General features: G+C 71.6%; 16 protein-coding genes and 1 tRNA gene. 12 read left to right on the top strand and 5 right to left on the bottom strand.

What is annotated here, in order from left to right:
- Positions 1–98: 98 nt before the first annotated feature.
- The 5 genes from R9X44_RS28535 to R9X44_RS28515 form a co-directional block, all read right to left on the bottom strand.
- Complete coding sequence (locus tag R9X44_RS28535) at positions 99–989, bottom strand: ribonuclease Z (protein ID WP_319817400.1); 891 nt, start codon at positions 987–989, stop codon at positions 99–101.
- Positions 990–1379: 390 nt separating this feature from the next.
- A complete protein-coding gene (locus R9X44_RS28530) occupies positions 1380–1901 on the bottom strand; it encodes a hypothetical protein (protein ID WP_319817399.1) in 522 nt (173 codons plus the stop codon).
- 143 nt (positions 1902–2044) lie between these two features.
- Positions 2045–2836 (bottom strand): hypothetical protein, encoded by a 792-nt coding sequence (locus tag R9X44_RS28525; protein ID WP_319817398.1) that lies wholly within the window; start codon positions 2834–2836, stop codon positions 2045–2047.
- Positions 2837–3048: 212 nt separating this feature from the next.
- Positions 3049–3357: an integration host factor, actinobacterial type gene (mihF, locus tag R9X44_RS28520; RefSeq protein WP_123668907.1), complete on the bottom strand. Its 309-nt coding sequence runs from the start codon at positions 3355–3357 to the stop codon at positions 3049–3051.
- A 406-nt stretch (positions 3358–3763) separates the two neighbouring features.
- A tRNA-Arg gene (locus R9X44_RS28515) sits at positions 3764–3835 on the bottom strand.
- A 179-nt stretch (positions 3836–4014) separates the two neighbouring features.
- On the opposite strand from R9X44_RS28515, the gene R9X44_RS28510 reads away from it, so the two are divergent.
- From R9X44_RS28510 to prmC, 12 genes are all read left to right on the top strand, one after another.
- Positions 4015–4398 (top strand): response regulator transcription factor, encoded by a 384-nt coding sequence (locus R9X44_RS28510; RefSeq protein ID WP_319817472.1) that lies wholly within the window; start codon positions 4015–4017, stop codon positions 4396–4398.
- A 41-nt stretch (positions 4399–4439) separates the two neighbouring features.
- Positions 4440–5099, top strand: a complete 660-nt coding sequence (locus R9X44_RS28505) for a hypothetical protein (protein WP_319817397.1) — start codon at positions 4440–4442, stop codon at positions 5097–5099.
- Positions 5096–6520, top strand: a complete 1425-nt coding sequence (gene lysA / locus R9X44_RS28500) for a diaminopimelate decarboxylase (protein ID WP_319817396.1) — start codon at positions 5096–5098, stop codon at positions 6518–6520. The genes R9X44_RS28505 and lysA overlap by 4 nt, the downstream gene beginning before the upstream one ends.
- Positions 6517–7800: a homoserine dehydrogenase gene (locus tag R9X44_RS28495; protein ID WP_319817395.1), complete on the top strand. Its 1284-nt coding sequence runs from the start codon at positions 6517–6519 to the stop codon at positions 7798–7800. Before lysA ends, R9X44_RS28495 begins: the two co-directional genes overlap by 4 nt.
- A 140-nt stretch (positions 7801–7940) precedes the next feature.
- Positions 7941–8996 (top strand): threonine synthase, encoded by a 1056-nt coding sequence (gene thrC / locus R9X44_RS28490; protein WP_319817394.1) that lies wholly within the window; start codon positions 7941–7943, stop codon positions 8994–8996.
- Positions 8993–9904 (top strand): homoserine kinase, encoded by a 912-nt coding sequence (thrB, locus tag R9X44_RS28485; RefSeq protein ID WP_319817393.1) that lies wholly within the window; start codon positions 8993–8995, stop codon positions 9902–9904. Before thrC ends, thrB begins: the two co-directional genes overlap by 4 nt.
- 299 nt (positions 9905–10203) lie before the next feature.
- Positions 10204–12168: a transcription termination factor Rho gene (gene rho / locus R9X44_RS28480; protein WP_319817392.1), complete on the top strand. Its 1965-nt coding sequence runs from the start codon at positions 10204–10206 to the stop codon at positions 12166–12168.
- A gap of 179 nt (positions 12169–12347) precedes the next feature.
- On the top strand, positions 12348–13637 hold the full coding sequence (locus tag R9X44_RS28475; RefSeq protein ID WP_319817391.1) for a sensor histidine kinase: 1290 nt from the start codon (positions 12348–12350) through the stop codon (positions 13635–13637).
- Between the two features lie 29 nt (positions 13638–13666).
- Positions 13667–14293, top strand: a complete 627-nt coding sequence (locus R9X44_RS28470; protein ID WP_319817390.1) for a response regulator transcription factor — start codon at positions 13667–13669, stop codon at positions 14291–14293.
- Between the two features lie 112 nt (positions 14294–14405).
- A complete protein-coding gene (gene rpmE, locus R9X44_RS28465; protein WP_319817389.1) occupies positions 14406–14627 on the top strand; it encodes a 50S ribosomal protein L31 in 222 nt (73 codons plus the stop codon).
- A 120-nt stretch (positions 14628–14747) separates the two neighbouring features.
- A complete protein-coding gene (gene prfA, locus R9X44_RS28460; protein ID WP_319817388.1) occupies positions 14748–15803 on the top strand; it encodes a peptide chain release factor 1 in 1056 nt (351 codons plus the stop codon).
- Positions 15803–16669: a peptide chain release factor N(5)-glutamine methyltransferase gene (gene prmC, locus R9X44_RS28455; RefSeq protein ID WP_319817387.1), complete on the top strand. Its 867-nt coding sequence runs from the start codon at positions 15803–15805 to the stop codon at positions 16667–16669. The genes prfA and prmC overlap by 1 nt, the downstream gene beginning before the upstream one ends.

The following is a 16669-nucleotide window of genomic DNA, read 5'->3' as shown; positions in this document are numbered from 1 at the left end:
GCCAAGAAACTTGGCCGCCCCGCACTGTGACGCGTTCGTGGAGGGCCGCGTCCGTGCGGGGTGGGCCGGGACGCGCGCGCCGTGCTGAGCGGGGAGGCTCAGCGCGGCGCGCGTCGCGTAGGCAGGGGGATGCGGGCGAGGTCGTGCGCGAGCACCGCGCCGGGGAAGGCCGCCTGGTCGAGGAAGAGGGGGTCGTCGGCCTCGTCGTAGCGTTCGGAGAAGTGGGTGAGGACAAGGGTGCGCACGCCGCAGGCACGCGCCACCTCGCCCGCCTGCCTCGCCGTCAGGTGGCCGCGCTCGTACGCGAGGTCGGTCTCGGCGTCGAGGAACGTGGACTCGATGATGAGCATGTCGACCCCGTCGGCGAGCGCGTAGACGTTGTCGCACAGCCGGGTGTCCATCACGAACGCGACCTTCTGGCCGGGCCGGGGGACCGTGCACTCCTCGAGCAGCGGTCCGGACAGCTCACGGATCGCGGGGCCGGAGATGCCGTGCGCGCGCAGGCGCTCGGGAAGGAACGTGCGGCCGTCCGGCTCGGCGAGACGGTAGCCGTAGGTGGGGATGCTGTGTTCCAGCGGAAGCGCGGTCACAGAGAAGCCGTCGCCTTGCAGGACCTCCCCGGCCCCCGAGACGGGATGCTCCACAAGGGGAGGAGAGCCGTAGTAGCTGGTCGCGTGCCTTAGCCGCTCCCAGTAGACCGCCCCCTCGGCGGGGAAGACGGCGTGCACGTCGTGCGGGACGCCGTCACGCCCGATCCGCTGCACGATCCCCGGCACCCCGAGCGAGTGATCGCCGTGGAAGTGCGTGACGCACAACCAGCGCAACTCCGTCGCCGACGCCCCCGCATGCGACATCTGCCGCTGCGTCCCCTCCCCGGGATCGAACAGCACCCCCTGCCCATCCCACCGCAACAAATACCCATTGTGATTCCGCCGCCGAGTGGGCACGGCCCCCGCCGTCCCCAACACCACAAGCTCCCGACTTGCCATACCCCAATCCTCGCAGTCCCTTCGGGACTGCGAGGAGCTACAGGAGTCCCGGACGGACTGGAAGCGAGCGGGCCGGCCGCAGAGCATCCGCGCCCCCGGCGCAGCCGCGTGCGGCCCCGGGGGGATTGGGCGCGAGGGGGCGGTCGCGGAGCGTGGGCGCCCCCGGCGCAGCCGCCGTGCGGTTCGGGAGGGAGAGGGGCGGCTGTGGAGCGGGTGTCCTTGGCGCAGTCGTCGTGTGGTCCCGGGGGACTGGGAGGGAGGGGGCGGGCGGGGAGTGCGGGTGTTCCGGGGTGATCCCCGTGCGGTCTCGAAGGGGCGCGGAGAGCGCGCGTTGCTACGCAGCTCCGCGTTGCAGGCCGGAGGGGCTGGGCGCGGGGCTGCGGGGAGGGGTTAGAGGGGGGTTAGGGAGAGGCGGGGGGAGACGATGGTGCCGTCGGTCAGGGGGGTGATCCAGTGGTCGCGGTAGAGGGTGTGGAGGGCCAGGTGGAGGTCGTTGACGCCGGCGAAGGCGTTGACGTGGGATTCGTGGACGAAGCTCGCCTCGTGGCCGACGGTTTCGATGCCCTGGAAGTCGATCGCGACGGCTTCCAGGACGGCGAGGTCGGCGGGGATGAAGTCGCCGTAGCGGGCGAGGACCGTGGCGCAGAAGTATTCGCCGTCGTCCCAGTCGGCCATCCAGTCCGAGACCCAGGGCTGGTCGAGGAACTCGTGCCGGTCCCAGACCAGCCCCGTCGCGGGCTGCCAGGCCGCCGCGTTGTCGGGGTCGGCGGCCTGGGCGAGCTCCTCGAGGGTCAGCCAGGGTTCCGCGGGGGCGAGGCGGTAGCGCGCCGGGTCGTACCCCCGGCCCGCGTAGGAACGCCCTGTGCAGCGCCACAGCGGCCGGACCCGCCGTCCGACCCGCGATCTGCCCATCGCAACTCCCGACCCGTCTGAGCCCGCCAAGGACGTTGCGATCCTAAACAGCCACCCCGCCCAGGACCGCCCACGTCGACCGCATAAGGAGAATGCGCACCCCCGCTTTACCAGCACGCCACCTGCGCCGACCGGGACGGGCGTCAGGGCAGCCGCAGGCTGACCGGCAGGTCAGGGCAGGCGAGCAGCTTCTGCAGGGTCCCTCCGCAGGGCCGCGGCCGCGACGCGGACGGCGTCAGCGGGCCGCGCGCGGCTCCCGACGCGCGGGTCCGCTCGTCGCCGGTCGGCGTCGCCGTCGGCTCGGTGCGCGGCCGTCCGGTGTGCGGCTGGCGGGTGTGCGGCTCGGCGGTGTGCGGCCGGCCGGTCGGGTCGCCGTGCGCGGGCCCCGCGCTCGCGGGCCCGGACGCCTCCGGACGGGCGGGACGCGGCCCCGCCGAGGGCGAGGGACCCGATGCGGGCATCGCGCCCCCGTGGGCGGGCTCAGCGCCGTCCGCGTCGCCTGCGGGGCTCTCGGGCGCGCTGTGCGGCTCGGCCGACGGCGTCGCGGCGGCCTCCTGCGCCTCGTCGTCCGCGCTGACGGACTCGTCGGCCGGCGCGTGGGCGAGCGCGAGGTTCTGCTCCGGACGCCCGCCGCCGCCCGCGCTCGCCGGCGCCGACGGCAGCGGCGTGGAGGTCGCCGCGGTGGTCACCTCCGGGACGGTGCGGGCGCGCTGCCCCGGCAGCCGCCTCGGCTGCGCCGTGCCGATCCGCTGGACGGTCTGTTCGGCGCGCGGCGCGGACAGGGTCACCTCGGTCGGCGGCACGGAGCCGGTGGACAGCAGGGCGAGGCCGACGATGGCCCAGCCGGACAGGGCGAGAACGGGGAGGACGGACGCGACGACCACACGGCCTCGGGACGAGGACGCGGCGGCGTGCGACCCTGTGTATCTGGTCACGGGCAGAGAGTTGCATACCCGGCGGGAATCGGCTGGGCTTTTTCCTACTTTCCTTAATGTTCCTCGAAGTGCCCGCAGACCCCCTCACCTGCGTGATAGTGCGGTGCGTAATCATCCGAATATCGGGCTGAAAACGACAGAACCCCCGCCATGCGCGCGCATGGCGGGGGTCCGGTACTTCTGAGCTAAGGCGCCTACCGGGCTCGGGGGCGTCAGCCGCCGATCTCGGCGAGGAGCTTGGCGCGCTGCTGCTCGCCAAGCCCGCCGACCCGGCGGTTCTCGTCGATGCCGAGCTTCTCGATCAGGGCGGAGACCTTGGCGGGGCCGTACCCGGGCAGGGCCTTGAGGACCTGGGTGACCTTGGTCTTCTTGGCCACGGTGTCCTCGCGGGCCAGCACGTCGGCCAGCTTGAGCGTCCCGGCCTTCAGCGCCGCCAGCAGCTCGCTACGGGCCTTGCGGGCCTCCTGGGCCTTGGCGAGAGCTTCGGCCCGCTGCTCGGGGGTCAGCGTCGGCAGAGCCATCGTTTCTCCTCGTTGTTGATCGAACCGTCCGCGCCGTCGGCGTGGACGTAGTGACCATCATGGCGAAGAGGACCGACGGATGCCCACTTGAGCAGCGGATTAGTTCGATCTGACGGGGTCCGGTGACCCATCGTGATCGTTTTCGGCCATCCGGTCAAGGCGTGCGGCCACGGCCAGAAGGCGCAGTGAGCGCGTCCGGAGGGCGGGATGGGCGGGTTGTTCGCGGCGTCGGACCACAGTGTTCATTCGTCCTCCTGAAAGGTGCTGCGGGAGGTGCAGTCGGCGGAGGGGCCGTTGATCACAGCGCGATCACCGGGCCGGATATTCCTGACGGGACAGGGAAAGTCGGCCGGGAAACGCGAAAGGCGCGAACCTCGCGGTTCACGCCTTCGTCATGCCGGTGGTGCGCTCCCGGCAGGATTCGAACCTGCGCTTTTGCCTCCGGAGGGCAACGCTCTATCCCCTGAGCTACGGGAGCCTGCCGCGTGCGGATCTTCGGTGCGGATTCTCGGTGCGAATCCTTGGTGCGAATCCTCGCCCGTGCGACGGGAGCCAACACTACCAGGGTTCACGATCGGGCGCGCACGGGTTCGTTTCGAGTGCGCCGCGGGCCGGGGTAAGGCTAGCCTCAGTCTCGTGGTCGAGAAGCTCGGGCGGGTGCTGGTCGTCGATGACGACGAGGTGATTCGGCAGCTCATCGCGGTGAACCTGCAGCTTGAGGGGTTCGAGGTGGAGACCGCCGTGGACGGACGCGACTGTCTGGACAGGGTCCGCGCGGTGGCCCCCGACGTGATCACCCTCGATGTGATGATGCCGCGCCTCGACGGCTGGATCACCGCGGTCCGGCTGCGCGAGGACCCCGACACCGCGCACATCAGGGTCGTGATGATCACCGCGCGCGCGCAGGAGCGCGACCTCGACCGGGGCATGGAGATCGGCGTCGACGCCTACGTCACCAAGCCGTTCGATCCGGCCGAGCTGATCCGGACCGTGCACCGCCTGTCGGCGGCCCGTCCGCCGCAGCCCAGACCGCCCACATAACGGTTGGGTCGTCCACATGCTGGTCGGCTACCCTCGGTGCCGTGACTCCCGGTGACCTCGACGCGGTGATCGTCACGGCGGTGCGCGCCGTGACCGGCGTCACCGTGCCCACGGCCGCGATCACCTGGGAAGACACCTATGTCTCTCCGGTCGCGCTGCGGCACCGGCTCCCCGCCGAGCCGATCGCCGCACGCGTCGCGGAGCACCCCGACATCTCACATGTTGAGACGCGGGGGGCGGGTCTGCTCGCGGTCCGGCTGCGTGAGCCGGGACGGATCGCGGAGGCGATCGAGCGGGACGGGTCCTACGGCTCGGGTGCGACAATCGAAGCGTGCTGGGCGGATTTCCCCAGAACGTTCGACAACCCAGGTTTCCGGGTCAGGTTCGCCTACGAGCGCGCCTGCGCGGTGCGCCGCCGCGCGCGTGACCTCGGCGTCCCCCGGGGCGACGTGGCGACGCTCGTCGGGCCGCGGTCCGGCGGGACGCGCAAGCTGCTCGGCCTGCTCGCGGGGTTCGACGGGCACCGAAAACCGGTGCTCCAGCTGGAACGCATAGCGGACGCCTACCACGACGTTCACGAGACGTTCCGCGAGGAGCCGACCCCTGAGCACGGCGCCCGTGTGATCCTCGCGGGGGCCGTGCGCGTCACGTTGAGCAACGGGCTGCGCAGGCTCGGAGAGACCCCGAGAGAGAGATTGTGAGCAGAGTTCACCCGGCGGGCGGCAGGCACGAGAACGTGCTGCCCGAGGACAACCCTTCGCCGGCACCGGCCGACCTGAACGATCTGGCCCCCCTGGTGTGGCCGCGCACCGCGCGGCGCGAGGGCGGCGCGCTGACCGTCGGCGGCGTCGACGTGCGGGACCTGGCCCAGGAGTTCGGGACCCCCCTGTACGTCGTTGACGAAGAGGACTTCCGCCAGCGCGCGCGCGAGTACGCCGCGGCCTTCTCCGAAGGAGGTTGGCACGAAGGGGGAGGGCACGACGGCAGCGTCCACTACGCGGGCAAGGCGTTCCTGTGCGGCGCGGTCGTGCGCTGGCTCGCTGAAGAGGGCCTCGGCCTCGACGTCTGCACGGGCGGCGAGCTCGCCCTGGCGCTGGCCGCCGGGTTCCCGCCCGAGCGGATCACCATGCACGGCAACAACAAGTCGGCCGACGAGCTCGTCATGGGCCTCGAGGCGGGCGTCGGCAGGATCGTGGTCGACTCGTTCGAGGAGATCGCCAGGCTCGGCTTCCACGCCGAGCGCCTCGGCCTGCGGCCCAAGGTGATGGTCAGGGTGACCACCGGCGTCGAGGCGCACACCCACGAGTTCATCGCCACCGCGCACGACGACCAGAAGTTCGGGTTCTCCCGCAACTCCGGCGCGGCCCTGGAGGCGGTCCGCCGCATCCTCGCGCTGCCGCAGCTCGAACTGGTCGGCCTGCACTCCCACATCGGCTCGCAGATCTTCGAGACCGACGGGTTCGAGGTCGCCGCCCACCGCGTCGCCGAACTCCTCGTCGCGATCCGCGACGAGCACCGCGTGGTGCTGCCCGAGCTCGACCTCGGCGGCGGCTTCGGCATCGCCTACCTGCCCGAGGACGAGCCGATCGACGCCAAGCTGATCGCCGACAACATGCGCGACATCGTCGCCCGCGAGTGCCGGGCCTACGACCTGCCCGTCCCGAGGCTGACGGTCGAGCCGGGCCGCGCGATCGCCGGCCCCGGCGGGATCACCCTGTACGAGGTCGGCACGATCAAGGACGTCGAAGGCATCCGCACGTACGTGAGCGTCGACGGCGGCATGAGCGACAACCTCCGCACCGCCCTTTACGGCGCGGAGTACACCGCAGGGCTCGTCAGCCGTGAGTCCGCCGCCGACCCCATGCTCAGCAGGCTTGTCGGAAAGCACTGCGAGAGCGGGGACATTATCGTGCGTGACCTATGGTTGCCCGAAGATGTTTCGCCCGGAGACCTGGTGGCCGTGGCCGCCACGGGCGCTTACTGTCGGTCGATGGCAAGCAACTACAACCACGTCACCAAGCCGGCCGTGGTGGCGGTCCGGGACGGGGCGGCGCGGGTCATCGTCAGGCGGGAGACGGTCGCCGATCTTTTGAGGCTCGACATGGAGGTTGGACAGCCGTGAAACCGGTGCGGGTGGCTTTGCTCGGGTGTGGTGTCGTCGGCACCGAGGTCGTCAGGCTGCTGCTCGAGCAGTCCGACGACCTCGCGGCGCGCGTCGGCGCGCCGGTGGAGTTGGCGGGCATCGCGGTCCGCCGTCCCGACCGGGTGCGCGAGGGCGTCCCCGCGGACCTGCTGACGACGGACGCCATGGGCCTCGCCACCCGCGCCGACGTGGACATCGTGGTCGAGGTGATCGGCGGGATCGAGCCCGCGCGGTCCCTCATCGTCGGCGCGCTGAAGTCCGGCAAGTCGGTCGTGTCGGCCAACAAGGCGCTGCTCGCCGAGGACGGCCAGACCCTGTTCGCCGCGGCCCGCGAGTTCGGCGTCGACCTGTACTACGAGGCGTCGGTGGCCGGGGCGATCCCGCTGCTGCGCGCGCTGCGCGAGTCCCTGGTCGGCGACAGCATCCACCGGGTGCTCGGCATCGTCAACGGCACCACCAACTACATCCTCGACCAGATGGACACGCACGGCGCTGGCTTCGCCGACGCGCTCGCCGAGGCGCAGGCGCTCGGTTACGCCGAGGCCGACCCGACCGCCGACGTCGAGGCGTTCGACGCCGCCGCCAAGGCCGCGATCCTCGCCCAGCTCGCCTTCCACACCCCGGTCACCGCCGCCGACGTGCACCGCGAGGGCATCACCGAGGTCACCGCGCAGGACGTCGCGGGCGCCAAGGCGATGGACTGCGTCGTGAAGATCCTCGCGATCTGCGAGCGCGACGGCGACCGCGGCGTGGCCGTCCGGGTCCATCCGGCGATGATCCCCAGGTCGCACCCGCTCGGCTCGGTGCGCGGCGCGTACAACGCGGTGTTCGTGGAGGCCGAGTCGGCCGGGAGCCTCATGTTCTACGGCGCGGGCGCGGGCGGCGCGCCGACGGCGTCGGCGGTCCTCGGCGACATCGTCGCGGTCGCCCGCAACCGGGTGAACGGCGCTTCCGGGCCGGTGGAGACCACCTACGCGGCGCTGCCGATCCTGCCGATGGGCGAGACCGTCACCCGGTACTACGTGCAGCTCGACGTCGCCGACCAGGCGGGCGTGCTCGCGCAGGTCGCCGAGGAGTTCGCGCGGCACGGGGTGTCCATCCAGGCGGTCCGCCAGGAGGGCAGCGGCGAGGACGCCCAGCTCGTCATCGTCACCCACCGCGCGACGGACGCGGCGCTGAACGCGACAGTCGCGTCGCTGCGCGGCCACGCGTCGGTGCGCGAGGTCGCCTCGGTCATGAGGGTCGAGGGCGACATCTGAACTCGTCTAGACTCGCCTTCCATAAAGGCAGGTCACTCCCCGGGTCCGGATGTGCCCTCGGGCGGGCGGCCGCCGGGCGGGTCTGACGCCGGGCACAGCCGGACACCGCCGCCCAGGCGGCACGCATCAGGAGGAAAGCCGTGAGCGCTTGGCGCGGGCTGATAGAGGAATACCGTGACCGGCTGCCGGTCACCGACAAGACTCCCGTGGTCACGCTGCTCGAGGGCAACACCCCCCTGGTACCGGCGCACCGGGTCTCGGCGCAGACCGGCTGCGAGGTCTACCTCAAGGTCGAGGGGCTGAACCCGACCGGGTCGTTCAAGGACCGCGGCATGACCATGGCGATCTCCAAGGCCGCCGAGGAGGGCGCGAAGGCCGTCATCTGCGCGTCCACCGGCAACACCTCGGCGTCGGCCGCCGCCTACGCGGTGCGCGCGGGCATGACCTGCGCGGTGCTGGTGCCGCGCGGCAAGATCGCCATGGGAAAGCTGGCGCAGGCGCTCGTGCACGGCTCCAAGCTGCTCCAGGTCGACGGCAACTTCGACGACTGCCTCGAGCTCGCGCGCAAGCTCGCCGTCGACTACCCGGTCGCGCTGGTCAACTCGGTGAACCCCTACCGGCTCCAGGGCCAGAAGACCGCCGCGTTCGAGATCGTCGGCGCGCTCGGCGACGCCCCCGACGTGCACTGCCTGCCCGTCGGCAACGCGGGCAACATCTCGGCCTACTGGATGGGCTACAAGGAGTACGCCGCCGACGGCGTCTCGACCAAGAGGCCCCGGATGATGGGCTTCCAGGCCAGCGGCGCGGCCCCGTTCGTGTCCGGCGCGCCGGTGAGCAACCCGCAGACCATCGCGACCGCGATCCGGATCGGCAACCCCGCGTCCTGGGACCTTGCCTCGGCCGCCCGCGACGAGTCAGGCGGCGCGATCGGCTCGGTCACCGACCGGCAGATCCTCGCCGCCTACCGGCTGCTGGCCCGTGAGGAGGGCGTGTTCGTCGAGCCCGCCTCGGCCGCGTCGGTCGCCGGGCTGCTCCAGGCGCGCGAGCAGGGCGTCATCGAGCCGGGCCTGAAGATCGTGTGCACCGTCACCGGCAACGGCCTCAAGGACCCCGACTGGGCGATCTCCGGCGCGCCCAAGCCGACCACCGTCCGGGTGGACGCGCACGAGGCGGCCACCGCGCTCGGGCTCGCATGAGCCGGAGCGTCACCGTCGAGGTCCCGGCCACCAGCGCCAACCTCGGCCCCGGCTTCGACTCCCTCGGCCTCGCCCTGTCGTACTACGACGAGGTGACGGTCTCGCTCGCCGAGGACGGCGTCGAGATCGAGATCGAGGGCGAGGGCGTCGAACTCGCGGAGCTCGGCGAGGAGCACCTGATCGTCAAGGTGTTCCGGCAGGCGTGGGCGCGGATCGGCGGCGCGGACGGCCCGGCGGGGCTGCGGCTGCATTGCGTCAACCGCATCCCGCACAGCAGGGGGATGGGCTCGTCGTCGGCCGCGATCGTCGCCGGGATCACCGCCGCGCGGGCGCTGCACCCGCAGGGCGCGGAATTCTCCGAGGACGCCGCGCTCGCGCTCGCCACCGAGATCGAGGGGCACCCCGACAACGTCGCGCCCTGCCTCGCGGGCGGCCTGACCATCGCCTGGACCGGCCCCGACGCGGCGACCAAGCTCGTCCGCCTCGACGTGGACGTCCCGGTCACCGTTTTCGTCCCCGACCAGCGGCTCGCCACGGAGCGTGCGCGCGGGCTGCTGCCCGAGAGCGTCACGCACGCCGATGCCGCGGCGAATTCTGCCCGCGCGGCCTTGCTCATCGCGGCACTGACCAGCAAACTGGGCTACGACGTGCTGTTGGACGCGACCGAGGACAGGTTGCACCAGTCGTATCGAGCGCCCGCGATGCCGGGCTCGGCGGCGCTGGTGGAACGGCTCCGTCGGGCGGGAGTGCCGGCCGTGATCTCCGGGGCCGGGCCTACAGTTCTGGCGTTCGGGTGGCCCACTCCCGGTTGGCCCGAAACCGACACGGGTAATGGCTGGGATATGCACCGGCTGAACGTCAGCCCGTACGGTGCCCGCGTTCAGCCGCGCGCCTGCCGAACACGCTGACCTCAGGGAATACAAGTGCGCCGTGGTGGTGTTAGGCTGGAAGCCGCACCAGATGCCCCGCTCGGGTTTCCACTGCTCGGGGCCGCAAGCCCATCGGCATATCCACTGCTGATGCGCCCGTGCACCAGGCTCTCCACTTCTGATTCCCTTCGGCTTGGGGACGAGTACGCGATCATCTGGCTGTCTTCGGAATTTCCGCATGGCGAATTGATCGCCGGATTCGGCGCCCCCGCCGAGTCGAAACATCGGGTAGATCGGCCTCCTATCGGCCCACACCCGCTCCCTGGGAAGGACCCTTTGTGAGCGAATCCAGCGAACTGCTCAACGAAGCGCCGGCCGACGCGCCCGCGCCCAAGCGCGCCCGTCGCGGCACAGGGCTGTCCGCGATGGTGCTGCCCGAGCTGAAGACCCTGGCGTCGCAGCTCGGCATCAGCGGCACGACCGGGATGCGCAAGAGCCAGCTCATCGCTGCCATTCAGGAGAAGCAGGGCGGCGCGGCCGCGGGGGCGGCGGCCAAGCCCGAGACGAAGGCCGAAGGCAAGAGCGAGACCAGAGCCGAGAGCACGACGCGGCCCGCCGCGGCCGAGTCCGTCGGCGAGCAGCCGACCCGCACCCGCAGGGCCCGCGCGGCCGCGCCGCGTGAGGACGCCGAGCAGGCCGAGTCCCGCACGGACATCCGGCAGGAGACTGTCCGGCACGAGACCGCCAGGCACGAGGCGCGGCAGGACAAGCCCGCCGAGCAGGCCAAGGCCGAGACCAGGACCGCCGAGGAGCAGCCCGAGGGCGGCGAGCGCCAGCGCGAGGGCCGCCAGCGCACCCGCAGCGGCCGTGAGCGCGGCGACCGCCAGCGCGACCGCGGTGAGCGCGGGGACCGCGGCGAGCGGGGCGACCGCAACGAGCGCAACGACCGCAACGACCGTGGCGAGCGCGGTGACCGCAACGAGCGGGGTGACCGCAACGAGCGGGGTGACCGTGGGGAGCGCGGCGAGCGGCAGAGCGGCGGCCAGCAGGGCGGCGGCGAGCACGACGACGAGCGCGGCTCGCGGCGCGGACGCCGCTTCCGCGAGCGCAACCGGGGACGCGGCACGGGCGGCCGCGACCGTTACGAGGCCGACCCCGTGGTCTCCGACGACGACGTGCTGATCCCCGTCGCGGGCATCCTCGACATCCTCGACAACTACGCGTTCGTGCGGACCACCGGCTACCTGCCCGGTCCGAACGACGTGTACGTCTCGCTCGCCCAGGTCCGCAAGAACGGCCTGCGCAAGGGCGACGTCATCACCGGCGCGGTCCGCCAGGCCCGCGAGGGCGAGCGGCGCGAGAAGTTCAACGCGCTGGTCCGCCTCGACACCGTCAACGGCATGGAGCCCGAGCAGGCCCGCGCCCGCGTCGAGTTCTCCAAGCTCACCCCCCTGTACCCGCAGGAGCGGCTGCGCCTGGAGACCGACGCCAACATCCTGACGACCCGGATCATCGACCTGGTGAGCCCGATCGGCAAGGGCCAGCGCGGTCTGATCGTCTCCCCGCCCAAGGCCGGCAAGACGATGGTGATGCAGGCGATCGCCAACGCCATCACCAAGAACAACCCCGAGTGCCACCTGATGGTCGTGCTCGTGGACGAGCGGCCTGAAGAGGTCACCGACATGCAGCGGTCGGTGAAGGGCGAGGTCATCCACTCGACCTTCGACCGGCCCGCCGAGGACCACACCACCGTCGCGGAACTCGCCATCGAGCGGGCCAAGCGGCTTGTGGAGCTCGGTCACGACGTCGTCGTCCTGCTCGACTCGATCACCCGTCTGGGCCGCGCCTACAACCTGGCCGCCCCCGCCTCGGGCCGCATCCTTTCCGGTGGTGTGGACTCCACCGCGCTGTACCCGCCCAAGCGGTTCTTCGGCGCGGCCCGCAACATCGAGAACGGCGGCTCGCTGACGATCCTGGCCACCGCGCTCGTCGAGACCGGCTCGCGGATGGACGAGGTCATCTTCGAGGAGTTCAAGGGCACCGGCAACATGGAGCTCAAGCTCTCCCGCCAGCTCGCCGACAAGCGCATCTTCCCCGCCGTCGACGTGGACGCCTCCAGCACGCGTAAGGAGGAGATCCTGATGGCCCCCGAGGAGCTGCGCGTCGTCTGGCAGCTCCGCCGTGTGCTGCACGCGCTCGACACCCAGCAGGCGCTCGAACTGCTGCTGGAGAAGATGAAGGAGACCAAGTCGAACGCGGAGTTCCTGCTCCAGGTCCAGAAGACGACGGTCGCGCACGACTGATCCGCTGATCGCACGCTGAGGCCCGCCCGGTTCACCGCGCGGGCCTCACGCGTTCCCTGACGGGCTCCGCCGCGCGCTTGCGGGGGTTATCCCCACCCTGTGGACGGAGGTCCGCACCATGGTGTGCCGCGCGCGCCTCCGGAAGCCTTGAGGACGTCGAGAGAGAAGGAGCCCCCGCGATGACCGATCCGCGCAGGACGCACGAGATCTCCGTCCCCAAGCCGCTCGACCTGGTCAGGGACGCCTCGGTCTACAAGGCCGCGCTGTACTTTCCGCTCACGTCGCCGCTCGGGCTCGCCTGGCTGGTCATCCTTGCCGGGGGCGTCCCGCTCGCCGCCGCGACCACGATCATCTGGGTGGGCCTGCTGGTGTGGGCGCTGCTCCTTGTGCTGCTGCGGGCTGGGTCGATGCTCGACCGCAGGCTCATCGGCGCGGCGTTCGGCGTGCGGATTCCCGACCCGTACCGGCAGGCCCCGCAGGGTGGGCTGCTCGCGCGGGGGAAGACGATCCTGGGCGACCCGGCCACGTGGAAGGACCTCGCCTTCCAGGTCGTCAGGATTCCGCTGGCGTTCGGGTACTTCACGGGCTCGCTCATCATGTGGGCGCTGACGTTCGCGCTGATCTTCGCGCCCGTGGGCGGGCAGATCAATGAGGGCTTCGTTCCGGAGTTCGGGTCCTACGAGCCGCGTATCGACTCCTGGTACGACGGGGTGCCCTTCACCCTCGTCGGGCTGCTGCTCTTCGTCTGCTGCCTCTATGTGGTGAAGGCGGTCGGCGTCGCGCACGTCGCGCTCGCCAGGGTGCTGCTCGGGCCGTCGGAGAAGCAGGCGCTGCGCGTGCGCACCACCGAGCTCCAGGCGAGCCGGGCGCGCGGCGTGGACGCCGCCGAGGCCGAGCGGCGCAGGATCGAACGCGACCTGCACGACGGCGCACAGCACAGCCTGCTGGGCGTCGCCATGGACATCGGCCGCGCCCGCACCAAGATCGACAGCGACCCCGAGGCGGCCCGCGCGCTCATCGAGCAGGCCCACGACGGCGCGCGTGCCGCGATCGCCGAACTGCGCGACCTGGCAAGGGGGATCTACCCGGCGATCCTCACCGACCGTGGCCTCGAGGCCGCGCTGTCGGCGCTCGCCGGCCGCTCCCCGGTCCCCGTGACGATCTCCGTCTCCCTGCCCGAGCGGCCGCCCGCGGCCGTGGAGTCGATCGCCTACTTCACCGTCGCCGAGGCCCTGACGAACGTGGCGAAGCACGCGGCGGCAGGTCAGGCGGCGGTCGACGCCTTCAGGGACGGCGACCGTGTCGTCGTGGAGATCCGCGACGACGGACGCGGCGGCGCGGAGCAGGCCCCCGGCGGCGGCCTCGCCGGGCTCGCCGACCGCGCCGCGACCATCGACGGCACCCTCACGGTCGACAGCCCCGAGGGCGGGCCGACCATCGTGCGCGCCGTGCTTCCCTGTTCCTGGTGACCGAAGCCGACGGGACGGGGGACAGGCCGATGCGCGTGGTGATTGCCGAGGACTCGGTACTCCTGCGGGAGGGCATCGTGAGGCTGCTCGCCGACGAGGGCGTCGAGACCGTCGGGTCCTGCGGCGACGGCGACGCGCTCGTCGCCATGGCCCGTGACCTGCGCCCCGACCTGGTGATCACCGACGTCAGGATGCCTCCCGGCTTCGGCGACGAAGGGCTCAGGGCCGCCCTGGCGATCCGGCCGCTGCCCGTGCTCGTCCTGTCCCAGTACGTGGAGGAGCAGTACGCCGCCGAGCTGCTCGGCGGGGGCGCGCGCGGCGTGGGCTACCTGCTCAAGGAGCGGATCTCCGACGTCGCGGAGTTCGTCACGGCGGTCCGCGAGGTCGCCGGGGGAGGCACGGTGATCGACCCCGAGGTCGTCGGCCAGCTCCTGAACCGCAACCCCCTGCGCGACCTGACGCCAAGGGAACGCGAGGTGCTCGGGCTGATGGCCCAGGGCCTGTCCAACGCGGGGCTCGCGCGCGCCCTGTTCGTCGGGGAGGGCGCGGTCGAGAAGCACATCTCGGCGATCTTCGCCAAGCTCGGGCTCGCCCCGTCGAAGGACGTCCACCGCAGGGTCCAGGCGGTGCTCGCGCTGCTCAGGGGCGGGGAATAGGGGCTGGTCCCGGCATGTTCACGCATCCGTCATACTGGAGGGGCCCACAGGCCCCGGTTCCCGATCGTGGAAGACCCGGTCGACCCGGCGCCGTCTCGAAGGAGATCCATCCATGAAGCCCGAGATCCACCCGAACTACGTGGTCACCGAAGTGACCTGCACGTGCGGGGCGACCTTCACCACCCGCAGCACCGTGGAGAGCGGCGTGATCCGCTCCGACGTGTGCAGCCAGTGCCACCCGTTCTACACGGGCAAGCAGAAGCTGCTCGACACCGGAGGCCGCGTGGCCCGGTTCGAGGCCCGCTTCGGCAAGAAGAAGGCCGCGGACAAGTAGGGGTGCGGCGGGAGCCCGGCCGCGGCTGTCACATAGCCGCCGCCGGGCTCCGCTGCTTGGGTCCCCCGCCGTCCCGGACGGGCCGCGCGTCCGTCAACCCGCCTTGAGAAGAGCTGACCCGTGAACTTCGACCTCGACGACTTCCTGCGCGAGTACGCCGACATCGAGCTGGCGCTCGGCGACCCGGCCGTGCACGCCGACCAGAAGAAGGCGCGCGACCTGGGCAAGCGGTACGCCCATCTGCGCCCGATAGTCGAGGCGTACCGGGAGCTCGAGCAGGCGGAGGACGACCTCGGCACGGCCCGCGAGCTGGCCGCCGAGGACAAGGCGTTCGCCGACGAGGCCGTCGCCATCGAGGCGCAGATCGCGGAGCTGAACGAGCGGCTGAAGCGACTGCTGGTGCCGCGCGACCCCAACGACGACAAGGACGTGATCGTCGAGATCAAGGCGGGCGAGGGCGGCGAGGAGTCCGCGCTGTTCGCCGGGGACCTGCTGCGGATGTACACCCGCTACGCCGAGCGGATCGGGTGGAAGACCGAGGTCATCGACTCGCAGCTGTCGGATCTGGGCGGCTACAAGAGCGTCACCATGGCCGTGAAGGCCAAGGAGGGCGCGTGGTCGCAGCTCAAGTGGGAGGGCGGGGTGCACCGCGTGCAGCGGGTGCCCGTCACCGAGTCCCAGGGCCGCATCCACACCTCGGCGGCGGGTGTGCTGGTCACCCCCGAGGCCGAGGACATCGACATCCAGATCGACCCGAACGACCTGCGGATCGACGTGTTCCGCTCGGGCGGGCCGGGCGGCCAGTCCGTCAACACCACCGACTCGGCGGTGCGGATCACGCACATCCCGACCGGCACGGTCGTGCAGTGCCAGAACGAGAAGAGCCAGCTCCAGAACAAGGAGTCGGCTTTGCGGGTGCTGCGCTCGCGGCTGCTGGCCGTCGCGCAGGAGGAGGCCGACGCCGCCGCGTCGGCCGAACGCAAGGCCCAGGTGCGCACGGTCGACCGTTCTGAGCGAATCCGCACCTACAACTTCCCGGAGAACCGGATCTCCGACCACCGCGTGGGCTTCAAGGCGTATAACCTCGACCAGGTGATGGACGGAGACCTGACCGCCGTCATCAAGGCCCTGGTGGACGCCGACATGGAACGCCGGCTGGACGAAATTCAGCAGTAATGAACTTGCTTCTCGACGAGATCGCGCGCGCCACGGCACGGCTGGCCGAAGCCGGGGTCGCCTCGCCGCGCGCCGACGCCGAGGAGCTTGCCGCCTTCGTCCACGGGGTGGGCAGGGGCGAGCTGCACACGCTGCCCGACAGCGCCTTCGACGCCCGCTTCTGGGAGGGCGTCGCGCGCCGCGAGGCGGGCGAGCCGCTCCAGCACATCACCGGCCGCGCCTACTTCCGCTACCTGGAGCTGACGGTCGGGCCCGGCGTGTTCGTGCCGCGGCCCGAGACCGAGGTCGTCGCGGGCTGGGCGATCGACCGGCTGCGCGAGATGGACGTCGCCGACCCCGTCGTGGTCGACCTCGGCACGGGTTCGGCGGCGATCGCGCTGTCGATCGCGCAGGAGGTACCGCAGGCCCGCGTGCACGCGGTCGAACTTGACGACGACGCGCACCGGCACGCCGCCCGCAACATCGCCGACCTGGACGCACGCGGCCAGGTCACCCTTCACCAAGCCGATCTGGCCTCCGCGCTGCCCGAGCTGAACGGCAGGGTCGACCTCGTGGTCAGCAACCCGCCCTACATCCCCATGAGCGAGTGGGAGTATGTTCCGGTCGACGTGCGCGAGCACGACCCGGCGCCCGCCCTGTGGGGCGGCGGCGACGACGGGCTCGACGCCGTCCGCGCGGTCGAGCGCACGGCCCACCGGCTGCTGCGCCCGGGCGGATTCGTGGCGGTCGAGCACAGCGATCTCCAGGGGGCCCCGGTCTACTGGATCTTCGCCGAGGAGCGCGGCTGGCGCGACGTGCGCAACCGCCGCGACCTCACCGACCGTGACCGGTACGTCACGGCCCGCCTGACCACCTCGATGGAGTAG

This window comes from Actinocorallia sp. A-T 12471 (genome assembly GCF_033875155.1).
Lineage (GTDB): Bacteria > Actinomycetota > Actinomycetes > Streptosporangiales > Streptosporangiaceae > Actinocorallia.
This window is presented reverse-complemented; position numbering and strand designations above follow the sequence as displayed.

Excerpts from the sequence above, each read along its gene's own strand:
- R9X44_RS28535 (WP_319817400.1), bottom strand. The coding sequence starts at position 989 with ATGGCAAGTCGGGAGCTTGTGGTGTTGGGGACGGCGGGGGCCGTGCCC.
- R9X44_RS28530 (WP_319817399.1), bottom strand. The coding sequence starts at position 1,901 with ATGGGCAGATCGCGGGTCGGACGGCGGGTCCGGCCGCTGTGGCGCTGC.
- mihF (WP_123668907.1), bottom strand. The coding sequence starts at position 3,357 with ATGGCTCTGCCGACGCTGACCCCCGAGCAGCGGGCCGAAGCTCTCGCC.
- thrB (WP_319817393.1), top strand. The coding sequence starts at position 8,993 with ATGAGCCGGAGCGTCACCGTCGAGGTCCCGGCCACCAGCGCCAACCTC.
- R9X44_RS28475 (WP_319817391.1), top strand. The coding sequence starts at position 12,348 with ATGACCGATCCGCGCAGGACGCACGAGATCTCCGTCCCCAAGCCGCTC.
- R9X44_RS28470 (WP_319817390.1), top strand. The coding sequence starts at position 13,667 with ATGCGCGTGGTGATTGCCGAGGACTCGGTACTCCTGCGGGAGGGCATC.
- rpmE (WP_319817389.1), top strand. The coding sequence starts at position 14,406 with ATGAAGCCCGAGATCCACCCGAACTACGTGGTCACCGAAGTGACCTGC.
- prmC (WP_319817387.1), top strand. The coding sequence starts at position 15,803 with ATGAACTTGCTTCTCGACGAGATCGCGCGCGCCACGGCACGGCTGGCC.